General features: G+C 45.7%; 20 protein-coding genes. 12 read left to right on the top strand and 8 right to left on the bottom strand.

Going from position 1 to position 25,734, the window contains the following annotated elements; translation table 11 throughout:
* Positions 1 to 103: 103 nt before the first annotated feature.
* Entirely contained in the window at positions 104 to 985 is an 882-nt protein-coding gene (locus ACFI6L_RS13200; RefSeq protein ID WP_039225068.1) for a Spy/CpxP family protein refolding chaperone, read from the top strand.
* Between the two features lie 54 nt (positions 986 to 1,039).
* Here the strand turns inward: ACFI6L_RS13200 and ACFI6L_RS13195 are convergent, their stop codons facing one another.
* On the bottom strand, positions 1,040 to 2,293 hold the full coding sequence (locus ACFI6L_RS13195) for a flagellar assembly protein T N-terminal domain-containing protein (protein WP_462574171.1): 1,254 nt from the start codon (positions 2,291 to 2,293) through the stop codon (positions 1,040 to 1,042).
* 5 nt (positions 2,294 to 2,298) lie between these two features.
* Positions 2,299 to 3,048: a flagellar basal body L-ring protein FlgH gene (locus ACFI6L_RS13190; protein WP_014948056.1), complete on the bottom strand. Its 750-nt coding sequence runs from the start codon at positions 3,046 to 3,048 to the stop codon at positions 2,299 to 2,301.
* Positions 3,049 to 3,208: 160 nt separating this feature from the next.
* On the opposite strand from ACFI6L_RS13190, the gene ACFI6L_RS13185 reads away from it, so the two are divergent.
* The gene (locus ACFI6L_RS13185; protein WP_462574170.1) at positions 3,209 to 4,165 is read left to right on the top strand and encodes a hypothetical protein; all 957 of its coding nucleotides are present in this window, start codon (positions 3,209 to 3,211) and stop codon (positions 4,163 to 4,165) included.
* A 53-nt stretch (positions 4,166 to 4,218) separates the two neighbouring features.
* Here ACFI6L_RS13185 and ACFI6L_RS13180 read toward each other — a convergent pair whose 3' ends face one another.
* Entirely contained in the window at positions 4,219 to 4,629 is a 411-nt protein-coding gene (locus ACFI6L_RS13180; RefSeq protein WP_014948054.1) for a methylglyoxal synthase, read from the bottom strand.
* Positions 4,630 to 5,242: 613 nt separating this feature from the next.
* Here ACFI6L_RS13180 and argC point away from each other — a divergent pair.
* The 9 genes from argC (at position 5,243) to ACFI6L_RS13135 (ending at position 16,264) form a co-directional block, all read left to right on the top strand.
* Positions 5,243 to 6,256: an N-acetyl-gamma-glutamyl-phosphate reductase gene (argC, locus tag ACFI6L_RS13175; RefSeq protein WP_014948053.1), complete on the top strand. Its 1,014-nt coding sequence runs from the start codon at positions 5,243 to 5,245 to the stop codon at positions 6,254 to 6,256.
* Positions 6,253 to 7,098: an acetylglutamate kinase gene (gene argB, locus ACFI6L_RS13170; RefSeq protein WP_462574169.1), complete on the top strand. Its 846-nt coding sequence runs from the start codon at positions 6,253 to 6,255 to the stop codon at positions 7,096 to 7,098. Before argC ends, argB begins: the two co-directional genes overlap by 4 nt.
* The gene (locus ACFI6L_RS13165; RefSeq protein ID WP_014948051.1) at positions 7,095 to 8,006 is read left to right on the top strand and encodes an ornithine carbamoyltransferase; all 912 of its coding nucleotides are present in this window, start codon (positions 7,095 to 7,097) and stop codon (positions 8,004 to 8,006) included. The genes argB and ACFI6L_RS13165 overlap by 4 nt, the downstream gene beginning before the upstream one ends.
* 37 nt (positions 8,007 to 8,043) lie before the next feature.
* Positions 8,044 to 9,255 (top strand): argininosuccinate synthase, encoded by a 1,212-nt coding sequence (locus ACFI6L_RS13160; RefSeq protein WP_462574168.1) that lies wholly within the window; start codon positions 8,044 to 8,046, stop codon positions 9,253 to 9,255.
* Positions 9,256 to 9,308: 53 nt separating this feature from the next.
* Positions 9,309 to 10,691 (top strand): argininosuccinate lyase, encoded by a 1,383-nt coding sequence (gene argH / locus ACFI6L_RS13155; protein ID WP_014948049.1) that lies wholly within the window; start codon positions 9,309 to 9,311, stop codon positions 10,689 to 10,691.
* Between the two features lie 18 nt (positions 10,692 to 10,709).
* Positions 10,710 to 12,020: an amino-acid N-acetyltransferase gene (gene argA / locus ACFI6L_RS13150; RefSeq protein WP_239244625.1), complete on the top strand. Its 1,311-nt coding sequence runs from the start codon at positions 10,710 to 10,712 to the stop codon at positions 12,018 to 12,020.
* Between the two features lie 218 nt (positions 12,021 to 12,238).
* Entirely contained in the window at positions 12,239 to 14,476 is a 2,238-nt protein-coding gene (locus ACFI6L_RS13145) for a bifunctional diguanylate cyclase/phosphodiesterase (protein ID WP_462574167.1), read from the top strand.
* Between the two features lie 144 nt (positions 14,477 to 14,620).
* The gene (locus ACFI6L_RS13140) at positions 14,621 to 15,475 is read left to right on the top strand and encodes an alpha/beta hydrolase family protein (protein ID WP_014948047.1); all 855 of its coding nucleotides are present in this window, start codon (positions 14,621 to 14,623) and stop codon (positions 15,473 to 15,475) included.
* Between the two features lie 210 nt (positions 15,476 to 15,685).
* A complete protein-coding gene (locus ACFI6L_RS13135; RefSeq protein WP_278346981.1) occupies positions 15,686 to 16,264 on the top strand; it encodes a TetR/AcrR family transcriptional regulator in 579 nt (192 codons plus the stop codon).
* A gap of 48 nt (positions 16,265 to 16,312) precedes the next feature.
* On the opposite strand, the gene ACFI6L_RS13130 is transcribed toward ACFI6L_RS13135, so the two are convergent.
* Positions 16,313 to 17,788: a catalase gene (locus tag ACFI6L_RS13130; RefSeq protein WP_462574166.1), complete on the bottom strand. Its 1,476-nt coding sequence runs from the start codon at positions 17,786 to 17,788 to the stop codon at positions 16,313 to 16,315.
* A gap of 437 nt (positions 17,789 to 18,225) precedes the next feature.
* Between ACFI6L_RS13130 and ACFI6L_RS13125 the strand changes: the two genes are divergently transcribed.
* Entirely contained in the window at positions 18,226 to 18,753 is a 528-nt protein-coding gene (locus ACFI6L_RS13125) for a hypothetical protein (RefSeq protein WP_014948042.1), read from the top strand.
* 157 nt (positions 18,754 to 18,910) lie between these two features.
* Here the strand turns inward: ACFI6L_RS13125 and yghU are convergent, their stop codons facing one another.
* The 4 genes from yghU to ACFI6L_RS13105 all read right to left on the bottom strand — a co-directional run bounded on the left by yghU (position 18,911) and on the right by ACFI6L_RS13105 (position 25,700).
* Positions 18,911 to 19,768 (bottom strand): glutathione-dependent disulfide-bond oxidoreductase, encoded by an 858-nt coding sequence (yghU, locus tag ACFI6L_RS13120; RefSeq protein WP_462574165.1) that lies wholly within the window; start codon positions 19,766 to 19,768, stop codon positions 18,911 to 18,913.
* Positions 19,769 to 19,970: 202 nt separating this feature from the next.
* Positions 19,971 to 20,957 carry a DUF4382 domain-containing protein gene (locus tag ACFI6L_RS13115; RefSeq protein WP_239239569.1) on the bottom strand — a complete coding sequence of 329 codons (987 nt, stop codon included), beginning with the start codon at positions 20,955 to 20,957 and terminating at the stop codon, positions 19,971 to 19,973.
* A 310-nt stretch (positions 20,958 to 21,267) separates the two neighbouring features.
* The gene (locus tag ACFI6L_RS13110; RefSeq protein WP_278344201.1) at positions 21,268 to 22,959 is read right to left on the bottom strand and encodes an NAD-dependent malic enzyme; all 1,692 of its coding nucleotides are present in this window, start codon (positions 22,957 to 22,959) and stop codon (positions 21,268 to 21,270) included.
* Between the two features lie 77 nt (positions 22,960 to 23,036).
* Positions 23,037 to 25,700, bottom strand: coding sequence for a penicillin-binding protein 1A (locus ACFI6L_RS13105; RefSeq protein ID WP_061439230.1), 2,664 nt, complete (start codon positions 25,698 to 25,700; stop codon positions 23,037 to 23,039).
* Positions 25,701 to 25,734 lie beyond the last annotated feature (34 nt).

The following is a 25,734-nucleotide window of genomic DNA, read 5'->3' as shown; positions in this document are numbered from 1 at the left end:
AATTACAAAACGGCATCACCTTTACAGAAGCTTTACAGTGTGTTGACTGCTTTTTGTATTTATCACGCTAGGATTAACGTGTCCGAACAAAAAGGAGACGACAATGAAAAAGTTATTAATTGCTAGTGCAACTGTAGCGGCGATTAGCTTAGGTGGACTTGCGTTGGCTCAGCCAGCAGGCCCTGGTATGCGTCACCACGAACCGGTTAAAGAAATTGTTAAACACCTTCGCGGTTTAAGCTTAAGCGACGCACAACGCGAAGAGATAAAAACACTCATAAGCGCATTTAAAGACGCTAACCCTCGACCTGAAAATCACGATAGTGAGAAGCCAAGTTTCGATTTTGAAACTGCTTCTGAGGCACAAATCAGCACCTTTATACAAACTCAACTTGAAGAGCGTGAGTCGAAACACTTTGCGCTTGCGCAACTACGCCACAATATTTTTAACGTGCTAAGTGAAGAGCAGCAAGCGAAAGTCTTGGCACGCGAAGAAAGTAGAGATCAAAAAAGAGCGGCGAGAGGCGATAAGCGACGCAACGCGTCTGACGAGCAAAAGTCACAATTTGCAAAACGTATGGATGATGAAGGCAAAGGCAAAAAATTCCGTGGTCACGGTAAAGGTGAAAGAGGCGACAGAGATCACCAGCGGGATGGCACGCCGTTTAAAGGCATTGACCTGACCGATGATCAGCTGGCAAATCTTGCTGAACTTCGTGAATCATTCAAGGATACATCCAAAGCCAATAGAGAAACGTTGCGAAGCTTCAAGGAAGCCCAGCGCGATCTGATTAGAAGCTCGTCTTTCTCACAAGACTCTTGGAACGCTCTTGTTGCCCAGTACAAAGACGACCTTGTCAGTGCTGGTGTTGAAAAGGCCAAACAGCGCCAGGCCATGTTTGCAGTACTAACGCCTGAACAGCAAGCTGAGTTAAAAGCGCAGCGCGAAGAAGGTCGAAAGCTACGTGACTTACTGCGTTCTTAGTATTCAGTAACACCCTAACCCACCGTAAAAAGTGCTGGCCTTGGCCAGCCTTTTTTATGGCTGGCTTTCAACCTGCTGACTTTCTTTTAAACTACGTTTCGCCGAGAGAGTTAACGGCGTGACAAAATCACCAATATGTACGCTATCACTACCTGACTCCGCTTTAAGCAAGCTGACGTCATCAGAAACTTCGTACACCTGCAAAGTCAAAGTCTTCGTTGAAAACAGTCCCGGCTTTCTTGATAAGCCCAACGCAGGCAGCGCCCGTTGCTTAACCAATGAAAACTCATCGCCCACGGCTAACCCACTATTTTTACCCAGATCTATAGCAATGTAGTCAGGCGAGATATCAATGACCTGCGCATAAGTCGTTTCGCACTGAAGTGCCGCGTGAATGTCAGTAATAGCAGCGTGTACCGTATTGAGGACCATGCGCCCAAAATCACTGCGCCACAACAAGCTGTTGCTCATATCCACCGAATAATGTTGAGAAAAGGGCCAATCGGCCTCGCTGTGATAGCTATCATTAAAAATCACCTTGGCTTTGAAAGTGTCGAGCACGTAAACCTGAACGGTAAAATTCCGGCGAAGCGCGACACCATCAGTTTCAAATACCGAGGTAGCCTGCGACACCTGTTCGAAAAGAGAAATGTCCTTTACAAACCCGAATACCACGAACTGCTGCCCATATTCACTTCGCAGAAAGGTCGACATAGCCGTTAAATCAATGTCTGACAGACTGGAGGTTAACCAGGTGTTAGCGTTAATAAGAGAAACAGGAATCTGGCTTACATCTCCACTTTGATAAAGACCGTTGAGTTGCTGAGCAAATCGTTGAGACACGTGACTGCCAAATGAATAGAGCATGCCAGTCGCGGCCTGTTGGGGTGATGTTAAAGGAAATTCTGTCACTAAAATGCGATGGGCAAGTCCGTTGTTAGTGCAATTGAACAGAGGCGTAATGTTTACATTCACCACCACTGTAAGCGCGTCGTCTTTGAGTGTTTCGCTTATGATCTCTACTCTTTGAACTCTGCCCTGAGAACGAATTTCGGCTTTGCTGGAAAGGAGTAGCCCGTCTACCGTGATATCCTGCGCGGAAATGGTACTGCCACTGCGAAAAGCCGCGTCAGCAATGGCATTTTGTATGGCGCTGGTTCTCACGTCGCTAAGTTCTGCGCCAGCGAGTGCCATTGTAGCTTCACCCTGTACCCATTGAGCCCGTGCGTGCTGTGTAACCAAAGAAGGAAGTAGTACCAGCAAAGCAGTAAGACTGATGCGTAAGCTTGGCAAAATAGTGCCTTTCATCGCGCTTATCCAAATATTGAAAACAGCTTGCCAATCACCGTTCGCTGCTGATTATCTTGCAGCTCACCCGTACCGCTATACTCAATTAACGCGTTGCCGACTTTTGAAGACAATACGGTATTACTTTCATCCACATCTTTTTTTCTGACCTCTCCTGAAAAGCGAATGTACTCTTTTCCTCTGTTCATCGTTATCCACTTTTCACCCGTTACCAGTAAATTCCCTGCTGGCGTTATTCCCGTAACATACACGGTAATGCTGCCACTCATCGAATTTGACTGCTTAGTTTTAGCAGAGCTGGCGAACTCACTGTCCTGTTCGTGCTCCACCTCAACGTCATCTTCGTCAATTCGAATTCCCCCCACTTTTAGTGTGACGGGAGACAAATCAAAGGATGTGTTTTTGTCTGTATTAAAATCGAGCGACTTCTCCGACTGCGTCTGTTCTTCAAGCTTAACTAGAATCATGTCGCCCACTTTGAAGCTTGCGTGGCGTTCATAAAGCCCTACAGAATGTTCAGGATTAAATAGCGAACCCGTGGGTACATGCAAGGTCGACGTTGGCTCCATCCTAGGGGGTGAGTAACGGGGATCGCCAGGCGACGGCTCTTCCTCAACAGGCTTTACAGCGCGTTGCGACACATTTGGGTTGGTAGGACTACTTTGAACCACTTGTTCTTCGTCAGTAAGTGTTTGGGCACAACCACCAAGTGTAAAGATTGCGATTAGTGTGTGTATATGGCATCGAACTTTCATGACATTGCTCAGTGTTAATTTTTATGCAGTGTGTAAATTAAGTGCCATCCATGACCTAACAGGAGCAAGTGTAAACGAACAAATTAAAAGAAATCTCGTTCACTTGACTTATTTGCAAAACCTTTACAAATCAAATATATGCCTGCGGGTAGGGGATGTTATGGCCTTAGAAAATACAACAACTAACACTGCTGAAAATGGCGTCAGCGCACTACTTTCAAAATTTGGTTTACATACTGCTGACATTGAAAATAAATCGTCAAATTCAACAGAAGTAGCCAATGAAGCGGCAACCAGCGGCCAGTCTTTGCCGTCTTTGTTCGCATCGTTACTCGCAATAGAGAATCAACCGAATGAAGCTGATGCAATCGACAGCAAAATATCAGGCGAAGCTAATCTCTCAACACAATCTAATATGCTTACCGGCACAGCCAGCGATGTTCAAGGCGCATTATCTTTGCTTTCTGGTACGAGTAGCGTCAATGGGGTTTTATCGGATGATGCAATTGCCACCATGCAAGGCACGCTGTTAAATACATTGCAAAACAATGTATTTCAATCGCTAGCTACCAACAATGAAACGCCCGTAAATGCTACTACTAGCGTTCTGGGAAATGGTGATAGCAACACGGCCACCAATAATCAAAGTGATACTACTCCAACACTCTTCGATAATTTGTATTCCGGCGCTTTCGGAGACGATGGGCTTGATCTTAAAGACGGATTTGATGCGTTAAATATTGCAAATCACCTACCCATAGTTTCGGATATTTATGAAGCAACCACGTCAAATCACACGGCCGCGGCAGCAAGCTTGGCGGGAAGTTTTTTATATGGCGGAATAGGCGGATTAATGTATAACGCTATCGATTTGACCGTAGAGAATGTGACAGGACAAAGCATCTCAAACAATATGTGGTCGATGGGGCAGTCTTTACTCGCGTCAGTTTTTAGCAATCCAAGCATCGACAGTAAGGTAAGTGCTAACATTTCAGGTGCGCCACAAACGCAGGCGAGTGATGCCACCGCATCTATTCAGACTGATGATATAACCGCCGGAATAACCAACAAGGCAGCAGATGCTGCCTACCAGTTCGTTCAACGAGGTTTCAATTAACCTAAAGACCAGCTTCTGCCCACCAAACTACAAGGCCGTTGATTTAACCAATCTTAAAAATTCGGTTTAACTGGCTTGTAGTCGGGTGACAGAAAAAGCGGCGACGTTATTACTAGGTCAGCTGTGGCGGGTGTGCAGGCGACTGGCACATTCCATACCGAACACAGTCGTAGCAGCGCTTTAACATCAGGGTCGTGAGGCGCTGGGTTTAGCGGATCCCAGAAAAAGAAAAGTGCATCTAGCTTGTTCTCAGCGATAAGTGCTCCTATCTGCTGGTCGCCACCAAGCGGGCCACTTTTGTAGCGCGTAACTTCTAGCCCCGTTTCATTGGCAATTAAACCGCCTGTTGTGCCTGTTCCCACTAAATTACACTGTTTGAGCACATCAATGTGCTGCTTAACCCAAGCAAGTAGCTCAGGCTTTTTATGATCGTGCGCAACAAGCGCCAAGGTAAGTTTGCCCATTTTATTTTCCGAGTTAATCCTAACAACCAATACTCACGGCCACTGTCGACATACGGTAACAATTTACCAGCTTTGCATGGTTAGACACTGTAACTAGTCATATCACGCATTAATGATGAACGACGTGCATTACTGGTAAACATTTCCACTCAACCATGCCATACAGTGAGTATAAATATTCAGTTCTATTGCGTAACTTGTCAACTTACTGTCACAACTATAAATATATTATTAGTTATATTTTTTGTGGCGTAGTCGCCGCAACCACCCAATAAAATATTTATACATTTTTATTGCATAAAAATTCAGATTAGATACACTAGTCGACGGTTAAAGCATCCAACTCATAATTTTGAGTTGCGACTTGATAGGAATTGATGATGACACAACCAACTCGCGTTGTTGGTTCAACCACTGGCAACGATAAAGAGTTTACCTCTCCCCTGGCTGGCTACACGATGCATAGCGTACGACGATGCGTGCGCCTTTCTATGCTTTTGCGGTAGCACACTTTTTACCTTTGTAATGTGGTAGCGGTTAGGCAAGGATTTACGCCCAACCAGTTTACAAAGGTAAAAAGTGTTTTTTTTCTCCTTTTATTGAATTTTTGATTATGTACAGCGTTTCGATTATTGGTGCCAGTGGTTACACAGGGGCACAACTTGTTCAGTTAGTTATTCAGCACCCTAAACTTGCATTAGCGGGGACTTACGTATCTGAGAATAGTAGCGATGCGAGTAAAAATATTGCAGAGCTTCACGGCAACTTGGCTCACGTTAATGCCACACTGACGCCTATTTCGGATGCGGCATTAAAAGAAATGGCTGACGGTGTCGATTTTATCTTTCTTGCCACTCCTCACGAGGCGAGCCACGACTGGATGCCTGTCCTATCTTCGGGCAAAGCCAAAGTGCTCGATTTGTCGGGTGCATTCAGGCTAAAAGACACGAATGTCTTCGAACAGTTCTACGGCTTTCCACATACGCAAGAGCAAAGCTTGGCTCAAGCTGTTTACGGCCTTGCCGAGTGGCACGAAGCGCAAATTGCCTCTGCCGACGTTATCGCTGTGCCGGGTTGCTATCCCACTGCGAGCCTTAGTGCACTTAAACCTCTTGCTCACAACAATTTACTAGATGAAAGCGTACGCCCTGTAATTAACGCTGTTTCCGGCGTATCGGGTGCAGGTAGGAAAGCCAGCCTAACCACAAGTTTTTTTGAAGTTAGCCTGCAGGCATATGGCGTGCTAGGTCACCGCCATACCCCTGAAATTGAAGCTTACTTGGGTACCCCCGTTATCTTTACGCCGCACTTAGGTAATTTTAAAAGAGGAATTTTGGCGACCGTAACCGTTAAGGTTAAAGCTGGTACCACCAGCGCACAACTTGAACAAGCGTACACTGACGCCTATGCTGATAAACCCATTGTGCGTTTGCGCAAGAGTTTTCCAAAAATTGATGACGTTGCTCATACCCCATTTGTTGATCTGCACTGGAAATTAGATGAAGCATCTGGATACGCAGTGATTACCGCTGCAATCGACAACGTAATGAAAGGTGCTGCCTCTCAGGCAATACAGTGCCTTAACATAATGACGAAACAACCAGTAGAGACAGGGTTAGTACTATGAGTGTTTCACCAATTGTAATTAAAGTTGGCGGTGCATTACTCGACGACACCGCCGCAATTACACGTTTATTTCTAAGCGTAAAAGACGTGCAGGCCACACGCCCCGTCGTAGTGGTTCACGGAGGCGGACCATTAGTGGAAACGCTAATGGCGAGTCTTGGTCTTCAAAGCACAAAAATAGATGGCCTTCGGGTTACGCCCGATGAACATATGCCTTATATCTGTGGAGCCCTCGCAGGCTCTGCCAATAAGCAGCTATGCGCAGCGGCTTTGGCTTCAGGCTTAACCCCTGTTGGTTTGTCGTTGTTAGACGGTAATATGGTGGTGTGTGAACCTCTAGCTGACCAGTATGGTGCCGTGGGCGTGCCGTCGACAGCAGACGCATCATTTCTAAAAAGCGTATTAGCCCAGTCAACACTACCGGTTATCAGTTCTATTGGTTCAAGCCCACAAGGCAGATTACTAAATGTAAACGCCGACCAAGCCGCAACGGTTATTGCCGAGCTTCTTAACGCTGAACTTTTACTCCTTTCCAATGTTGACGGTGTGCTTGATGGCGACAAATTGCTTATTAGCGAACTTAACGCAGCAAGCATATCGAAGTACGCAGATGAAGGCGTTATCACCGACGGGATGAAAGTAAAAGTGGATGCGGCACTCGCGTCTGCAGAGAATTTAGGCCGCGCAGTTTACATCGCGAGTTGGGCCGCCGACATCAACGACATTTTAAATAAGAAAACGGGCACGCAAATACTGCCCTCAGCCCTGACAAATACACCGTCAAAAAACGCTGATTTACCCCACACAGACTTTACGAAAGGCAATGCCGGAGAAGTACAATGAAACAGGACCTACTAACCTTTGCAGACTGGACACCCGACGCAATGAAAAACTTGCTGCAATTGGCTGTAGAAATTAAACAAGCCCCAGCAAGTTACAGCAACGTGCTTGCGGGGAAGTCAATTGTTGCCCTGTTTGAAAAGCCGTCTTTGCGAACCCGCGTTAGCTTCGATATTGGTATCAACAAGCTTGGCGGCCACATGGTGTATTTAGATGTGCAGTCGGGCAAATTAGCCGGCCGTGAAGACGCAGTAGACACCGCCGCTAACCTTGCGTGCTGGGCTGACGCCATAGTCGCTCGCGTATTTTCTCACGATACGCTAGAAACCTTTTCTAAGGCGGCAAACGTGCCGGTTATCAACGCGCTGTGCGATAAGTACCACCCATGCCAAGGCCTTGCCGACTACCTTACAATGTTTGAACGCTTCGGCAAAACCGAAGGTCTTACCATGGCCTATGTAGGCGACGGCAACAATGTAACTCATTCTCTGTTAATTGTTGGGGCGCTTCTAGGTTGCAACCAAGTTGTAGTCACGCCAGAGGGGCACGAAGCGGCACCTGAAATTGTGGCGCAAGCCAAAGCGATTGCCGAGAAAACGGGTGTATCGATTGTTGAAAGCACAGAGCTTAGTGCTGCTAACGGCGCAGACGTTATCTATGCAGATACATGGCTTTCAATGGGTGACGAGACGCCACTTGAAGTGATCAAAGAAAAGTTCATGCCTTATCAGGTGAACGAAGCGTTGATGGAAGCAACCGGTGCTAGCTACGTTATGCACTGCCAACCTGCCCATCGCGATTTAGAAATTACGGGCTCGTTGATTGATAGCGATAAATCGCTATTAATGCAGCAAGCCGAAAATAGAATGCATGGCCAAAACGCCATTCTTACCCAATTACTTAACGCTTAAAAAGACGCCTAAAAAGACGCTTAGAAGGATTATTTAGATGCAAAACGTTAAAAAAATCGTGCTGGCCTATTCAGGCGGGCTTGATACATCAGCCATCATTCCATGGCTTAAAGAAAACTATAGCTGTGAAGTTGTCGCATTTGCAGCAGATGTGGGTCAAGGTGATGAAGAACTAGAAGGTCTTCATGAAAAAGCTATCGCATCTGGCGCAAGCGAATGCCACATTGTTGATTTGAAAGAAGAGTTCGTAAGCGAATATATCTTCCCAACTATCACTACCGGTGCGGTTTACGAAGGTGAATATCTACTGGGTACGTCAATGGCACGTCCGGTTATCGCCAAAGCGCAAGTTGAGATTGCGCGCAAAGTAGGTGCCGACGCACTATGCCACGGCTGTACGGGTAAAGGTAACGACCAGGTCCGCTTTGAAAGTACCTTTGCTGCTCTAGCCCCAGACCTTACGGTAATCGCGCCATGGCGTGAGTGGGACATGGTAAGCCGTGAAGACTTATTGGCTTATCTAGCTGAGCGCAATATTCCAACCACGGCGTCAGCAACCAAAATTTACAGCCGCGATGCAAACGCATGGCACATTTCACACGAAGGTGGCGAGCTTGAAGATCCATGGCAAGAGCCTACCAAGCAAGTGTGGACCATGACCGTTGATCCTGAAGATGCACCTGATACTCCAGAGCGCGTAACCCTGTCTTTTGACGAAGGTAAACTGACTCATGTTGATGGTGAGGCACTCTCGCCGTATCAAGCGCTAGTTAAACTTAATACTGTTGCTGCGGCGCATGGTGTTGGACGTATCGACATTGTTGAGAACCGCCTTGTAGGTATGAAGTCACGCGGCTGTTATGAAACCCCAGGAGGCACCGTACTGCTTAAAGCGTATAAAGCCCTAGAAACTATGGTGCTAGATAAAGCTGCGCTTAAATACCGTGAGCAGATTGGTCTTGAGTTCTCACACGTGATGTACGACGGCCGTTGGTTCACTGCCCTTAACGATGCATTGCTTGCTGGCGCTGCGTCTTTTGCTAAGAAAGTGACAGGCGATATCGTGGTTAAGCTTTATAAAGGCCAAGCTACGGTTACCCAGCGTAAATCGCCGAACAGCCTTTACTCTGAAGACTTTGCCACCTTTGGTGCTGACGATGTTTACGACCAGAAGCACGCTGAAGGCTTTATCCGCCTGTTCAGCCTTTCAAGCCGTATTGAAGCACTGAAAAAACAAGGTGAACAATAAGCTTTACCTACAAAAGTAAAGCTTAAATCAGAACAGCATTTAAGGAGCATCACATGGCGTTGTGGGGTGGCCGGTTTGAATCCGGTGCAAGTAGTATGTTTAAACAGGTTAACGACTCGCTGCCGTTTGACCAAGTTATGGCAAGCCAAGATATTCAAGGCTCTATCAGTTGGTCGCGTGCGCTGCAAAAAGCAGGCGTATTGACCGTTGATGAACAAGCCCAGCTTGAGTCTGCATTGAGCGAGTTAAAAGCGAAAGCTGATGCAGGTGAATTAGACTTTAACGCCTCTAGCGAAGAAGACATTCACAGCTTTGTTGAAGCTGCGCTTATAGAGAAGCTTGGCGACATTGGTCGTAAGCTTCATACCGGGCGTAGCCGAAACGATCAGGTTGCCACCGACTTTCGTCTGTGGGTACGTGAACATATTGCCTCACTTCGCGCTGATGTTTTAGGTGTAATAAAGTCGCTTCTTAATGCCGCTAGCCGTCATCAAGAAGCGATAATCCCAGGTTACACCCACTTACAGCGTGCACAGCCTATTCACTTTGCACACTGGTGCTTGGCTTACGTTGAAATGCTAAAGCGTGACTTAAGCCGTTTAGACGACTTGAAAGTACGCATGAACCAGTGCCCTTTAGGTTCAGGCGCATTGGCAGGTACTACTTTCCCTGTAGACCGTCACGCCATTGCTGAAGAACTGGGTTTTGATTCTCCATGCCTAAACAGCCTAGACGCAGTGTCTGACAGAGACTTTGTGCTAGAGCTTTTATTTGTAGCCAGCACTAGCATGATGCACTTGTCACGTCTTGCCGAAGACATGATTTTCTATAACTCTGGCGAAGCAGGATTCTTACAGCTTGGCGATAGTGTAACCTCTGGTTCATCGCTTATGCCGCAGAAGAAAAACCCAGATGCACTAGAGTTAATGCGCGGCAAATGTGGCCGTGTGTTTGGTTCTTTGCAGGCACTATTGGTTACCATGAAAGGCCTTCCTCTTGCGTACAACAAAGACATGCAAGAAGACAAAGAAGGCGCTATCGACACCGTGAACCAGTGGCATATTTGTTTATGTATTGCCAGCGAAGTGCTTGATTCACTGCAGTTAAACGAAGAGCGCTGCCGCGTTGCGGCAACCCAAGGGTTCTCTAACGCCACTGAGCTTGCCGATTATCTGGTAGGTAAAGGTGTACCGTTTAGAACAGGCCACGATATTGCAGGACGCGTTGTGCTTCAGGCCATCGACAAAGGCTGTGCCATTGAAGATTTACCACTAAGCGACATGCAGGCTATTTGCGATAAAATTGAAGACGACGTATACCCGGTACTACAGCTAGAGTACGGCGTGAATCAACGCAATATCTTGGGCGGCACCAGCAAAGAAACCGTGACGAAAGCACTGTATCAAGAGCTGGAAGACTTGGATAAGCAAGGGTAGCGACAAGGAACTGCTTAGATGGTATTAGCGCATCATGACGGCATAAAACTGTTTCGCAGTTCACTGCCCTATATTAATGCTCACCAGGGAAAGACCTTCGTATTGATGTTCGGTGGCGAAGCCATCGAACATCCTAATTTCCCTAATATTATTCACGACATTGCCCTGCTTAACAGCTTAGGCGTGCGCGTGGTCGTAGTGCACGGTGCCCGCCCACAGATTGATCAGCGCGTTGCCCTTCGCAACATCGAAGGTCGCTTTGACAGCGGTGTACGCATTACCGACAAACAAACCCTTGAGTGCGTTAAAGATGCCGCCGGCTCGGTACGCTCTCAGGTAGAAGCCTTATTGACTATGGGGCTTCCAAACTCGCCTATGCATGGCTCGCAAATACGCGTGTGCTCTGGCAACTTAGTCGTTGCCAAACCAATGGGCGTGCGAGGCGGCGTTGATTTTGAAAACACTGGTTTAGTGCGCCGTATTGATACGACCGGCATTAACGACCACTTAAACGATGGCTCAATTGTGCTGCTATCGCCTATGGGCTATTCATCAACAGGAGAAGTGTTTAACTTGTCTCACGAAGATGTAGCTACGCAGGCGGCTATAGCCCTTAAAGCTGACAAGCTGATCGTATTTTCGAATTTTGATGGTGTATACAACCGCGAAGGTCGTTTACTTCGCACCATTGAACGCCCTCAATTAGAACAGCTTATCATGGCAGGCGACATTACCACCGAAGATACGGTGTTAAGTGCCCTTACCACCAGCGTTGCTGCCGGCGTGCCTCGTGCCCACTGCATCAGCTTTGAAAAGGACGGTGCCTTGCTTCAAGAGCTGTTCACTCGCGACGGTACGGGCTCGCTAGTAATGGAACATCATTATGAACAACTGCGTGCAGCGACCATCGAAGATGTGGGCGGTATCTTAAAGCTGATAAAACCACTAGAAGAAAGTGGCGTATTGGTAAAGCGTTCTCGTGAGCGTCTAGAGAACGAAATTAACCAGTTTATAGTGATAGTGCGCGACGGCATGATCATCGCCTGTGCAGCCTTGTATTTATACCCTGAAGACGGCTGTGCCGAGTTAGCCTGCGTGGCAACCCATCAAGACTATCGAGGCAAAAACCGTGGCGAACGGATTTTAGATGAAGTGCGCGCCCGTGCTAAAGAAGCCGGTATTAACAGCATTTTTGTACTGACCACAGTTACCGCACACTGGTTTTTAGAGCAAGGGTTTGAACCTGCTGACATAAGTGCGCTACCTGCCGTGAAGAAAGAGCTATATAATTTCCAGCGTAATTCTAAAGTATTCACTTTATCGGTATAAGGCCCTGCGCACTAAGCTCAATCAATTAAGACGTTTCCTTATTGTTAATTAGTAAGGAAACTTCCCTCTCCTTTTTTTATCATATTGAATATATTAGTGTTATGACTATGTTTATTGCTACCACTAACATTAGCAAAGGGTTATATTAAACCATTCACTCCGGTGAATTATTTGCAACACTCTAGTATTGAACTTATTTAAACGTCAGCGGTTTACTAGTGATTTCTCGAACAATAAGAATTTTAAAACACTATCTTTTAGTTGATGAAGATAACCTAAGAACCACCGATGCTGACGTGTGGCGCCTCAGTGTGCTGCGCACTATTCTGCTCATTGGCGTTGTCCTTACCTCGGCCATCGTGGCGCACTCTTCATATACTGCGTATGTACAGGAACTTTATTATGTTATGTACTTAACGCTGGGCTTCACTGCCTTTCTCTTCGCCACACTTTCGATAGGCTTGAAGCATATAAAGATCGCTTCTGCTTGCTTAGTCTTAGCGGTAGTTGGAGCTTCCCTGTGCATACTCTTCTTCACAATAGACTTAGAATCGGCGCGTTATGGCTTACTTTTGCTGTTTACGCTGCCTATTATTGTTCGAGTTTTGTATGGGGTGAAAGCATCCATTGCGACCATGCTATTCAATCTCATTCCGTATTATTCACTGCTGAACAATACGCAAGTATCTCCTTTGTTCGGCATTGATATTACATTGCCGGATACCCACACGTATTTAGCATCGTTAATTTTCCTGTTTTTCAATTTCTGCATTCCAATGGCTGTACTGCGGGTCATGTCGTCATTAGAAAAACAGTCTGAGCACAATTTATTACAAAGCAAAAAGCTTAATAAACTTGTTAGCCGTTATCAGGAAATTTTTAACAATGGTGGTACACCGTCTTTCTTTTGTGACGAACAAGGGCGCATAATTCAGGCTAACAAGGCTGCAAGAGCGCTAGTCAAAAAGTACCGGCCAGAGAGTGAATATATTCAAGATCTCTTCTCTTTATCTCACCCCATTACAAAGGGCGTAAATCAACACGCTTCCATTTTTAACGCACCCGAACGAGAATTTAAGCTTCAACCTGCTAGCCTTGAGCATCACAAAAAACAACTTATCCACTGCCATGATATATCCGCCAATAAGAAAAGCTTGATGGAGTTTGATGCATTCAAGAAGCAGCAGTATGAGAAGCACTATTTTAATGAACTAACGGGACTGAAAAACCATCACTTTTGGAAAATAGCGGAGTCGAGCGAGAGTATTTTAAATCGACATATTGTTCTGCTGAAACTGGCTAACCTCAGAGAAGTAAACCTGCAATACGGTTACAGTCAAGGTGATCAGCTGCTTTTAAGCGTAGCGTCACTTTTACAAAGCGAATTTACAAATGATGTCTCGGTATATCAATTCCCTGGCGCTAAATTCTTATTTACCGTAAACGGCAAACATCTTTCAACACAAAGTATAGAACATTATCTTGAGCGTCGATTGCCCACCAGCATGGTTATCAACTCAGCGCGAGGCACTGTAGAGCATATGCTGAAATGGCGAGCGGGGCATTATCATGCCAGTCGTGAAATTAGTTTAGATGCGGCCGCCGAGTGCTGCGCAATAGCGCTAAGCCAAAGCGATGAATTCGCGCCGTACATCTCATTTAGTATCAATACGGTGAAAACTATTCGAGAAAATACGCAACAAAAAGATAAGGTAAAGGCCCTTCTTGATAATGGGTGTCTTGCTTTGTATTTGCAGCCTCAGGTGTCGCTCCATGGCGTTACGGTGGGCTACGAAGTGCTGGCAAGATTGAAAGAGCCAAAGTCTGGTACCGTTCTTCAACCCTTTCAGTTTCTGCCTTTGGTGGAAGAAAACAAATGGGAAGTACTGTTCACACAAAAAATTATCGATGGCACCTTGGCACTTTTAGACAAGTGGCCTAGCAACCTACCCAAGGTCCCCCTAGCGATTAACTTATCGGGGCCAGAATTACTTAGCGACCTCTTTTATGAAAAGCTATTACGTCGCTTCTCAGAGAGCCCTGAGCTTGGAGCACGCCTTAAATTAGAGCTAACAGAGACGTCTGTATTAGCCAGCCATTACGAGACTAAGCGACGCCTAACGTCGTTAGCCAATGTAGGAGCAACCATTATTATTGACGACTTCGGCACTGGTCACGCATCACTTTCCCAGCTTATTGATATGTCTGCTAGCGTTATAAAGGTAGATAGAGAGTTTGTAGAAAGAGTAGAAACGTCTGAACGACATCGCAAGATTGTTAAGATGACTCTAGACCTCGCTAAGAGTCTAGACATGCAGACCATTGCCGAAGGGGTAGAAACACAGGCGCAGCTGCGTGTACTTAAAGACATGGGTTTCAATATTTTCCAAGGATATTTATTTGGAAAACCGGCTCCTATTGAGCATTGGGTTAAGACGGCAAAAGCACGCGCATAAAAACATGAAAATCGCGACTTGCGTTCAACATGTGTAATTATCAGAAATTGAAATAGTCGTACTATTGCAAATCTTAACAATCGGCGCTTTACTGGTATGACCAGAAGCGTAACGAAAACTAAGGTATGCCTTGTGAGCAAGACGATGACAAAGGACATTCAAGTAACCTGTGAAGATGGTACTCATCTAGCAGCTTCACTTTTCACTCCACATTCCCCCGCTAAAGCTGCAGTTATGATTGGCCCTGCAACAGGTATAAAACGGCAATTCTACAGCGCTTTTGCCGCCTATTTATGTGAACAAGGCTTTGGTGTTATCACCTTCGATAACAGAGGTATTGGCGGTTCGGTAAAAAGCAGCGTTAAAGAAAGCGATGCGTCGTTGGTAACATGGGGCGAGCAAGATATGCCAGCGGTGCTAGAGACATTGAAAATTCATTTCCCTAACGTCCCCTACTTTCTTGTCGGTCATAGTGCTGGTGGTCAGCTGCTGGGTTTAATGCATAATGTGCACGACCTTACTGCCTTTTGTAATTTTGGTAGCTCTTCGGGCAGTCTCAGAAACATGCGTAAAAGCTATTTGCTAAAAGCCCATTTCTTCATGAATTTCTACATTCCCGTGAGTAATTTACTGTTCGGCCATACTAAATCTCAGTGGGTCGGCATGGGAGAGCCACTACCTAAAAAAGTGGCCCGTCAGTGGCAAAAATGGTGTAACGGTAAAGGCTACGTAAAAACAGGCTTTGGCAGTGATGTTAACGAGCATCACTACGACACCATTCAGATACCTTCTAAATGGCTGCTCGCCAATGACGACGATATTGCTAATATTCATAACGTTCACGATATGATTAGCGTTTTCCCCAATATGGAAGCAGAAGTTGAGGAGCTAGATCCACAGGCCTACAACGTAAAAGAAATAGGTCACATGAAGTTTTTCTCCCGTAAATGTCAGCATTTATGGCCTAAGGTCACCAATTATTTTAATCAGTATGTGTGAGTCAACGTGTTGTTGCGGCATCGTGACAACGTGATTCTGTGTGCTAACAATACTTACTTAGAGAAAAGGTAAATACATCATTTGTCGTCTATAGTGTTGTTATAAAAGACCTGTTAACCAGCAGGTTAAACGTAAAACAAGAAGTATAACAACGTTATAAATCACTTTTCATACCGTTGTTGTATTGCGCAACATACAAATGATGACTAAATGAAAAAAGATACGCGAGAAAAAATCTTAGATGCCGCTTCTGCGCTATTTCTAAAAGGCGGCACTAACGCACTGAGTGTTCGCGCCATCGCTAAAGGCGCCGGTATGTCCACAATTGGTATCTATAGTCACTTTAAAGGTAAGCAGGGTATTTTAGATGCGCTTTATATTGAAGGGTTTGAATTGATAGAGCGTGAAATATTGGCATCAGATGGCAATACTCCAGCAGAGAAAGTCATTAACGGCTGCGAGCGTATTTTAACGTTTTCAGAAGCCCATGCGGCTCACTACCAGCTTATTTTCTCTTCAAATTTAAAGGGTTATACGCCGTGTGATGACTCCGCTAAAGTAAGTGAAAAAGCTTTCAACACCTTCACTACACTCACCACGACGCTAATTAAAAAAGACCTTTCTACTGATGACAAACAGAACATGGCTATGCAGTTGTGGGCGCTAAGTCATGGTTATATCACTTTAAGTCAGCATAACATCAGCAACCGCCTAGCTGACAGTAACTGGAAAGAACGCGCACTTCAGGCCATTCGCTTGCACGTTTACGCCCTAGTCGCTACCCAGTAAAAAAGGGGTCAGAGTACATTTTAATAAAGTACTCTGACCCCATTTACTCTATTTGCTGGCTACCGCCTTTCTTACCCGTTCGCCATAGTCGCTATCAGCTAGGTCGTATTGCACGAACATCGCTTCTTGAACGTCTTGCGTTGCTTGGCTTAGGCCGTCAGCAATATTATTCACCAGCTGCTGTTTTTGATCTTCACTCATAATGCGGTAAAGGTCACCGGCCTGTGAGTAGTTATCTTCGTCACGGTTATCGTAAATATCTAACCATGCGTCTTGCTCTAGCGGCATAGGCGGCTCTTGAACCTCTGGTGCTTCAGCCGGTTCACCAACTCGCGCGCGATTATTTGGATAGAAGTTGGCTCCACTTCCTGCAAGTGCTGGGTTAATTCCCGCAAAGGCTCCATCTCGTTGATAGTTGTGCACTGGACAACGAGGCGCGTTTACCGGTATTTGGTTGTAGTTTGCACCAATGCGGTATCTGTGCGCATCTTGATATCCAATTAGTCGCGCTTGAAGCATTCTGTCTGGCGACGCACCAATACCCGGTACCAAATTGCTCGGCGCGAACGCGGCTTGCTCAGTTTCTGCAAAGTAGTTATCAACATTACGGTTTAACTCCAACTGCCCTACTTCAATTAATGGAAAGTCGCTGTGCGGCCACACCTTCGTTAGGTCAAACGGATTAATGTGGTAATTACGCGCTTCCTCTTCATTCATAATCTGCACATTTACGGTCCACGATGGAAATTCGCCGTTATCAATGCTTTCGACCAAGTCTTGCTGAGCGCCATAAGCAGGCATCTTTGCCGCCTCTTCGCTAGTTAGCGTTTTAATACCTTGGTTAGTTTTAAAGTGCCATTTCACCCAATAGCGTTCGCCTGCGTTATTCCAGAAACTCAACGTATGAGAGCTATAGCCATTCACATGGCGATATGAAAGTGGAATACCGCGATCAGACATCAAGATTGTCGATTGGTGTAATGACTGAGGGTTGTTCGCCCAAAACTCATACACGGCCTGCGGATCCGGCAAATTCGTACGCGGGTTTTTCTTTTGACTGTGAATGAAGTCAGGAAACTTGATGCCATCTCGTAAGAAGAATACCGGAGTATTATTTCCTACCATGTCCCAGTTTCCCTTTTCGGTATAAAACTTCACTGAGAAACCACGAGGATCACGGGCATAGTCACTTGAATCCTGACCACCACCTACGGTAGAAAAGCGCAAAAACACGTCGGTTTTTTGCCCCTCTTTTTTTAGAAAGTCTGCAATAGTGTAGTCAGATAAGCTCTTAGTTAGCGTAAAGGTGCCATATGCAGCACTGCCCCTTGCGTGAACTACACGCTCTGGAATTCGCTCGCGGTTGAAGTGCGCAAGCTTCTCAAACAAATAATGGTTGTCGAACGTAACCGGCCCGCGTGGCCCCGCTGTTCGACTCTGATTGTCATTGGCAACGGGCGCACCATTGCTAGACGTTAGCGTAGTAGGTTTTATAGCTGCACCTGAAAATGGACACTTACTCATTGCGAATTCCTTCTGTTTATTTCTCACCGATTTTTAGTCTTACTAAAATTGGGTGTCAGTGTGTGATTAAAGAAATGGTGTTAATCACGCTTTTCGTTTAAACAAATAATCACTGATTTAATAAAACAATTAAAACGAACAAAATAGATAGTTATAATCGTAATTACTGAATCATTGTCCAAAATCAGTTTTCTGTTTAGAGTACATTGATATGGTGTTATCGAAACAGCGAATGCGCGAGGCTTTTTATGTCGCTGTATTTAATGTCAGGTAAGCGTTAAGCGGCGTCTCTCCTGTTATTAAGCCAGCACCAGGACGCTTTAAGGCCACAGCACATTTGTCTCTCTGCGTATTACTTTTTTGCAATGAAAGTCTAGCTTAGATCTTTGTCTGTAACTAAAGAGACAAACGTTTGTCTAATGCAAAGGGCTTGAGACATGGCAAAGCCACTCATCTTCATTACTGGTTTTTTAATGCTGTGCATTATCACTTTTGCGTCTTGGAAAACCTTTGAAACATTAAGCCATTTCAACGATAAAAATAACGAGCTTTCTTTTATGGGCAGCTCAGGATGGCAGTGGCACAACAAATCACAGGGGCTTCAAATAAAACGAGTCGATGGCTATTTGCCTGCGCTGAGAAAAGTATCTAAGAGCAAAGAATATGCATCGCTCATTACTATTACAGAAAGCGGCAGCTATCGCGGCTTTGTGTTTTTCGACCAAGATTGTGAAGAAGGCGCTATTGTCTCTGAGAAAGTAACTTACGCCGATACCAAATCACCACAAATTGAAGTGTTGCACTGCCTTCATGGAAAGCTGGTGTACATAAAAAATTGGCCAGCAGTACCCACTGAACGCTGGCGAGGTCGTGTGGGCAATTTTGAATTTAATGAAGCTTTGAATGAGTGGGATTTCACACCACTTCAAAAAGCCTATTTAAAGAGTGTTGCAGAGCTCATCTGAAAATTGGGGTCAGAGTACTTTTTTAAGCTATCGGGCCAGAGTAGGTTCTGACCCCGTTTTATGTTGATGCCTTTCGTTAGCCATTCTGATGCTAAAAAGGCGATTAACCAAAGTAATGTACTCTGACCCCAAATTAAATGTACTCTGCCCCCATTATTTAGGCTTTGGCGAGTGCGTCGTCGATATCTTTTGCGCTGTGGCGGTTTTCTAACTGACCATCGTCGCCCCAGGTCTTATTGACAATACGGCCACGTTTAACCCCTTCTCGCTGCTCTAGCTGCTTAGCCCATCGAACTAAATTGGTGTACTCGTGTACCTGAAGGAACGTTGCTGCATTGTACAAATTACCTAGCACTAGGTTGCCATACCATGGCCAGATAGCTATATCAGCGATACTGTACTCGCTGCCAGCCATGAACTCATTGTTTGCTAAGTGTTTGTCTAGCACATCTAACTGACGCTTAGTTTCCATGGTAAAGCGATTGATAGGATATTCCATTGGATATGGCGCATAGCTGTAGAAGTGCCCAAAACCACCGCCCAAGTAAGGCGCTGACCCCACCTGCCAGAACAGCCAGTTATAACATTCCGCCTTGGCCTGAGCGTCTTGAGGAATAAATTTACCGAATTTTTCCGCCAAGTAAACTAGGATTGAAGCTGATTCGAACAGCTTAGTTTCTGGCGACGTTGTCGTGTCGACCATGGCAGGAATTTTACTATTCGGGTTAACGTCAACAAACCCAGAAGAGAACTGATCGCCCTCACCAATGTTTATCAGCCAAGCGTCGTATTCTGCTTCGCTCACGCCAGCAGCCAGCAACTCTTCAAGCATGATGGTAACTTTCTGACCATTAGGTGTGGCTAACGAGTATAGCTGCAAACCATGCTCGCCATTGGAACGAGCTTTCTCATGGGTAGCGCCCGACACAGGACGATTAATGCTGGCCCACTTGTTGCCATCATCCTCAGCCTGAGTCCAAACTTCTGGTGGTGTGTAGTTACTTTCTGTCGACATAGCAATTCCTTTAAATGACTTTATCGTTAAGGTTAGTGCAATACATAGCTACTAAGAACAGCTTTTAAAGACTTATAGCTCAACGGTGTCGACTAATAAACGGCGATATACGTTTATTGACATAAAAAAGCCGCGCTTTAGCTATATCAAGAGCGCGGCTTTATGAATAAAAGGCGAGCAGTCCGTTGCCCGCAAACTGGAACTATTCGATGGTTACCGTTGTGGTGTCCCCTGCTACAACTGTGGCAACATCAATAGTTTGTAAAAAGAAACCGTCTTCGGCGTCCTCGTCCGTTTCAGGCTCGTCAAATAGTGCTGTGCATGAAAAGCTTAGTGAATACTCGCCCTGAGGCATGAAGCCCGCTGTAAAATTGAATGTTTCATCTGACTCGCTGTACATTACAGGTACAACAGTGAAAGGGCGCAACTCGGTATCATCCACGCCTGCATCAGCGTCATCACCAAGGGCATCGAGAAGGTTTTGTTCACCTTCGTAGATATAAACTGCATTGCCAACAAACATGTCGGTTTTTACAGCGCATTTCTCGTCCATCACTAGCGTGCTATCTACTGTGCCGTTAAGCGTACCCACGTCATCATTTAACACTAAGCGAACACCGCGAGGTTTTAGCATAATAACCTCTTGACCTACTGGATCGACTAAGCTTTTTCTTAAATCGAATTCAACGGTGTAGGCTGCGTCAAAGTTAGGTTGTGCAGTAAAACCATCAAGTTTCAGTTCGCCACTTGGCACGCGAATAGGGTAAGTTCCCTCGTTAGTTACTATGTAAGAATCTTCCGTCACACTAAGACGAAGTTGGTCGTAGTCACCTACTGGGATTTCAGTATCTTCTACGATAACTTCAAACTGCTCGCCCGGTAGCGACAACAAGTCGATGCTTCGAGGATCACCATTTTCATCTTCAACTGAGAACGTGATTGGTGATTCATTGCCAATTAATTCAACTTCATCGAAATACACCACTACTTCACTGGCGTCATCTACAGGGGCGTCAGAAACTGAAAGGGAAAAGGTACTCATGGTGGGCGTGGGCTGGTCTTCGATCTTATCATCTGAGCCTCCACACGCGCTAAGCGTGGCAAGCGCAGCCATAACCAATGATGTAGAAAACGAACGTTTAACGAATCTAGAACCTAAAAAGTTTGAGTTGTTTTTCATTTTTTTCATCTCTAACACCTACCTTTCCTTTTTTGAGTATCAGGGAATGTGTTATCAATGATTGTGCCAATGAAAAATTAACCTATATAACAAAAGCTTATTAAAAACCATTAAGAGTAAGTTGTATATCAGAGCAAGGAAATGTTGCGCATAGGCAACACCATATTACATTTGGTTGGAGTACGGCCGTGAAATGGATGAAGTTCGAGCAGTTAGACGGTGGCTTACTTCAGCTTTTGGGTTGTAAGTCATGGTGAAAGCGTTGTTCACAAGTACAAAAAAGCAGGCTAAGCCTGCTTTCTTATAACGTTAACGGATACTAGATGCTTACCCGCTTGTAAGGGCGGTACTCTGCTTTCCAGAAGTTACGCTCAATGCTGGCGCGCAATGCGTCGCCAGATATTTCAAGGGCAAGCCCCTGCTCCATCGCTACTCTACCCACTTCAAAAGCAATCTCTCTGCTAATTTCTGCAATGGCAGAAAGGGGTGGCAATAGTGACCCCTGACCTGTGTTGACTAATGGCGACGCTGAAGCAAGTGCGTTACTTGCGGCCATCAGCATTTCGTCACTAATAAGCTTCGCTTTAGATGCAACAACACCAAGGCCAATGCCCGGGAAGATGTAAGAGTTGTTGCATTGAGCGATAGGAAATATTTTGCCATCGTACTCTACAGGCTTGAACGGACTACCTGTAGCAATAATCACTTCACCTTCTGTCCATTCAATCACTTGCTCAGGACGCGCTTCAACTTGTCGTGAGGGGTTACTTAACGGGAAGATGATTGGCAGCTCACAGCCTTGCTTCATGGCACGGATAACTTGTTCAGTGAACAAGCCTGGCTGACCTGAAACACCAATAAGTACGTCTGGCTGCGCGCAGTGCATAACATCAAGTAGTGACGCATAATCTCCACTGAACGTCCAATCAGCCAAGTCAGCATTTTTCTGCTGAAGCTTTTGTTGGAAGTCGCGTAGACCTTCCATGCCTTCGGTTACCAAACCAAAACGGTCAATCATGAACACTTGCTTACGTGCTTGTTCGTCAGTCAGGCCCTCAAATACCATTTGTTGAATGAGCATTTCAGCAATACCACAGCCTGCCGAACCCGCCCCCACGAACACCACCTTCATGTCGCGTAGCTTTTGCTGCTTGGTTTTACATGCCGCCAAAATAGTACCAAGGGTAACGGCAGCAGTGCCTTGTATATCGTCGTTAAAACAACACACGTCGTTGCGATAGCGGTTTAATAACGGCATAGCATTTGGCTGCGCAAAATCTTCAAACTGAATCATTACATCGGGCCAGCGTCGCTTCACAGCGTTAATGAACATATCAACAAATTCGTCGTATTCTTCCTGTCCAATACGCGGATGGCGCGCCCCCATATACATTGGGTCGGCTAGCAGCTTTTCGTTGTTAGTACCTACATCTAACATTACGGGCAATGTGTATGCTGGACTAATTCCACCACACGCTGTGTAAAGCGAAAGTTTACCGATAGGAATGCCCATTCCGCCAATACCTTGGTCTCCCAAGCCTAAGATGCGTTCACCGTCAGTCACAACAATCACTTTCACTTTACGCTTCGTTGCATTGCGAACAATGTCATCAAGCTGGTGACGTTCTTCATACGACACAAACAAGCCACGCGAACTGCGATAGATATCTGAAAACTGCTCACATGCATCACCTACAGTAGGGGTGTAAATGATGGGCATCATCTCATCGATGTGCTTTTGAATCAGGCGGTAAAACAAGGTTTCGTTATTGTCTTGAATTGCGCGCAGATAAATATGCTTGTTTAGTGCTTCGTCAAAGCTACTGTATTGCATGTAAGCACGTTCAACCTGCTCTTCGATGGTTTCATACCTTGGTGGCACTAGACCCGTCAGGTTAAACGCCGCACGTTCCCGTGCAGTGAAGGCACTGCCTTTATTCAGTAGGGGGGTTTCCAGCAATGAAGGGCCGGCATGAGGAATATAAAGATATCGCTGTGAATCTTCTGACATTGGTTTTCCGATAATGTGTTCAGGCAAATACATCACCTAAGCCTGAAGCGGCACGCGTGCAACGTGCCTCTTAGTAATTAGAATATTTCTTCTGGCTCAGGCGCAGTAGTCGTATCCTGCGTGGCCGGATCCAACACTTCGTCATCGCGAACATAAGTCGTTGGCTCGGTTCCCTGCAGGAAATATTCGAATAGTGTCGTATGGTCTGTTCGTCTGGTCAACTTTCCACTGGTACGATCAATGCGAACACGCACTATATTCTCTGGTACGGGCATTGGCGTATGTGGTTTATTTTCTAGAGCATGTTGCATAAATCTGATCCACGCTGGCTCAGCAGCTTTAGCTCCATCTTCAATGCCGATCATGGCGTTGCCTATCCAGTTGAATTTCTCAGCATTCTTATTAATAAGGTTTTGGTTTCGCGTAGCTCGCCCTAACTGACGCCCCATGTTGTCGAAGCCTACCCATGTGGTGGCCACCAAATCTTTGTGGAAACCACTGAACCACGTGTCTCGCGAGTCATTCGTTGTACCCGTTTTCCCAGCTATGTCAGTACGCTGAAGAATATTACGAGCACGCCAGCCGGTGCCTAACCAATAGGTTTTCTTGCTCCAATTTCCGTTTGCTCTCACAGCCGTTCGCATCATTTCTGCCACTAAGAAAGCGTTTTGAGCAGTAATAACCTGAGGCGCAATCACTTTTTCTGCAGCTTCGTCATCATCGACGTCGCCAAGTAAAATATCTTGATTTAGTTCAGCGGCAAGTAAGGCTTCAATATCGGCTTCTTCGTCTTCAGGTAGTATTTCTGGATCGCTTTGATTTTCACAACGATTGCACGCCCAAACTGGGTTTGCTTTCCAAAGCTCATCGCCGTTTTCATCAAGCACTTTGCTGATGAAATGAGGGTTTACTAAGTAGCCACCGTTCGCAATGACCGACATACCTCTTACTACTTCAAGCGGCGTATGTGAACTCGACCCAAGGGATACGGTTTCATCAAGTGGGATATCGTCTTTATTAAAACCGAAGCGCGTTAAGTAATCGGCCGTTTCTCTAAGACCAACACCACGCAATAGTCGAACCGATACCACGTTTTTCGATTTCCCAAGGGCTTTACGCATTCTAATTGGGCCGTCGTACTCAGCTGGCGAGTTTTGCGGTCGCCAAGCTACACCCGTCGCCGCATTCCATTGGTTAATGGGAGCGTCATTGATAATGGATGCAAGGGTATAGCCACTGTCTAATGCAGCAGAATAAACGAAAGGCTTGATGTTCGAGCCCACTTGGCGCTTGGCCTGTGTTGCTCGGTTAAACTGGCTTTGATAAAAGCTGTAGCCACCAACAACCGCTTCAACCGCACCGTTTTTCGGATTAAGTGCGATAAACGCTCCGCTCACCTCAGGGATTTGCGAAATGCGCCACTGCCCTTCTTGCTGTCTGATATAAATGACCGCCCCTTCTTGAGTCACATCTGAAGCGCTTTTGGGGTCACTACCCTGCCTAAAGTCTGTAATGTAGCGTCGGGCCCAATCTAGTCCATCCCACTCGACTGTTATTGATTTGCCATCTACAGACAACACTTCTATCGACTGCTCATTTACTTTCGTAACAACCGATGGCAAAAGAGGTTTAATGTGAGGAATCTCTTCAAGCACGCGCATGATTGATTCGTTATCCCACTCTTCTCGTGTTGTCTTATCACTTATGTCATAGCTCAATGAAAGTTGTGGAATCGCGTCATCCTTTCCTTCTGGCTTAGGAATATTCCATAAGTAGCCAAGGGCGCCTTTATAGCCATGACGCTCATCATAGTCATGAAGATTTCGAACCACCGCACGCTGAGCAGCTAATTGAAGATCTGACGTTGCAGTCGCAAAAACTTGGTATCCGCCGGTTTCTGCCTCTTCTTTTCCATAAATCTCTACCATTTCGTTATAAATGGTGTCGGCCAAATAAGGCGCATCCACTTCAATTTCAGCACCGTGCTTCTTCGCTGAAACTGGCGCATTCGCAGCTTCATCGAACTGCGCTTTAGTGATGTACTCTTCGTCAAGCATACGAAGTAAGACCACGCGTCTGCGTTCGACAGAACGTTGCGGCCCGCTGATAGGGTTAAGCACTGATGGCGCTTTTGGAAGACCGGCAATAGTAGCAATTTGAGCTAAAGAGAGTTCGTTAAGCGGTTTGCCATAGTACACTTGGGCGGCCGCCCCAAAACCAAACGCTCTATGGCCCAATTCGATTTTGTTGAGGTACAGCTCAAGAATTTCCTGCTTAGAAAGCTCTTGCTCCATGTGCAGTGCTATAAAGATCTCTTTGATCTTTCTGATATAGGTTTTCTCCCGACTAAGGAAAAACCCTCGTGCTAGCTGCATGGTTAACGTACTTGCTCCCTGACGCTTTTCGCCAGTAAGGACTAAACTTACTGCAGCACGCATTATACCAATGGGGTCAATACCGTGGTGTTCGTAGAAGCGACTGTCTTCGGTAGCGAGTATGGCGTTAATTAATTCTTGCGGGACTTCCTCAAGTTTTACGGGGATCCGCCGTTTAACTCCATACTGCGAAATAAGTTTTCCGTCTTTGGTGTATATCTGCATGGGTGTTTGCAGGCGTACATCCTTAAGTACAGTAACACTTGGTAGGTCAGGTTTGATATAAAAGTAAATACCTACCAGTGCTGCAAAACCAAGAAGGCCTGATAGAAAACTAAATAAAATAAGTGGTTTGATGTACTTCACTGTAACGGATACCAAGACATTTTGTTGAAATGAC

Source organism: Alteromonas sp. G4i35, from assembly GCF_054960375.1.
This window is presented reverse-complemented; position numbering and strand designations above follow the sequence as displayed.

Bases quoted from the DNA above. Each gene is read 5' to 3' on its own strand.
- yghU (WP_462574165.1), bottom strand. From the start codon at position 19,768: ATGTCGACAGAAAGTAACTACACACCACCAGAAGTTTGGACTCAGGCT.
- ACFI6L_RS13110 (WP_278344201.1), bottom strand. From the start codon at position 22,959: ATGTCAGAAGATTCACAGCGATATCTTTATATTCCTCATGCCGGCCCT.
- argC (WP_014948053.1), top strand. From the start codon at position 5,243: ATGTACAGCGTTTCGATTATTGGTGCCAGTGGTTACACAGGGGCACAA.
- ACFI6L_RS13190 (WP_014948056.1), bottom strand. From the start codon at position 3,048: ATGAAAGTTCGATGCCATATACACACACTAATCGCAATCTTTACACTT.
- ACFI6L_RS13125 (WP_014948042.1), top strand. From the start codon at position 18,226: ATGGCAAAGCCACTCATCTTCATTACTGGTTTTTTAATGCTGTGCATT.
- ACFI6L_RS13140 (WP_014948047.1), top strand. From the start codon at position 14,621: ATGACAAAGGACATTCAAGTAACCTGTGAAGATGGTACTCATCTAGCA.
- argB (WP_462574169.1), top strand. From the start codon at position 6,253: ATGAGTGTTTCACCAATTGTAATTAAAGTTGGCGGTGCATTACTCGAC.
- ACFI6L_RS13160 (WP_462574168.1), top strand. From the start codon at position 8,044: ATGCAAAACGTTAAAAAAATCGTGCTGGCCTATTCAGGCGGGCTTGAT.
- ACFI6L_RS13185 (WP_462574170.1), top strand. From the start codon at position 3,209: ATGGCCTTAGAAAATACAACAACTAACACTGCTGAAAATGGCGTCAGC.
- ACFI6L_RS13165 (WP_014948051.1), top strand. From the start codon at position 7,095: ATGAAACAGGACCTACTAACCTTTGCAGACTGGACACCCGACGCAATG.
- ACFI6L_RS13200 (WP_039225068.1), top strand. From the start codon at position 104: ATGAAAAAGTTATTAATTGCTAGTGCAACTGTAGCGGCGATTAGCTTA.
- ACFI6L_RS13115 (WP_239239569.1), bottom strand. From the start codon at position 20,957: ATGAAAAAAATGAAAAACAACTCAAACTTTTTAGGTTCTAGATTCGTT.
- ACFI6L_RS13130 (WP_462574166.1), bottom strand. From the start codon at position 17,788: ATGAGTAAGTGTCCATTTTCAGGTGCAGCTATAAAACCTACTACGCTA.
- argA (WP_239244625.1), top strand. From the start codon at position 10,710: ATGGTATTAGCGCATCATGACGGCATAAAACTGTTTCGCAGTTCACTG.
- ACFI6L_RS13195 (WP_462574171.1), bottom strand. From the start codon at position 2,293: ATGAAAGGCACTATTTTGCCAAGCTTACGCATCAGTCTTACTGCTTTG.
- argH (WP_014948049.1), top strand. From the start codon at position 9,309: ATGGCGTTGTGGGGTGGCCGGTTTGAATCCGGTGCAAGTAGTATGTTT.
- ACFI6L_RS13180 (WP_014948054.1), bottom strand. From the start codon at position 4,629: ATGGGCAAACTTACCTTGGCGCTTGTTGCGCACGATCATAAAAAGCCT.
- ACFI6L_RS13135 (WP_278346981.1), top strand. From the start codon at position 15,686: ATGAAAAAAGATACGCGAGAAAAAATCTTAGATGCCGCTTCTGCGCTA.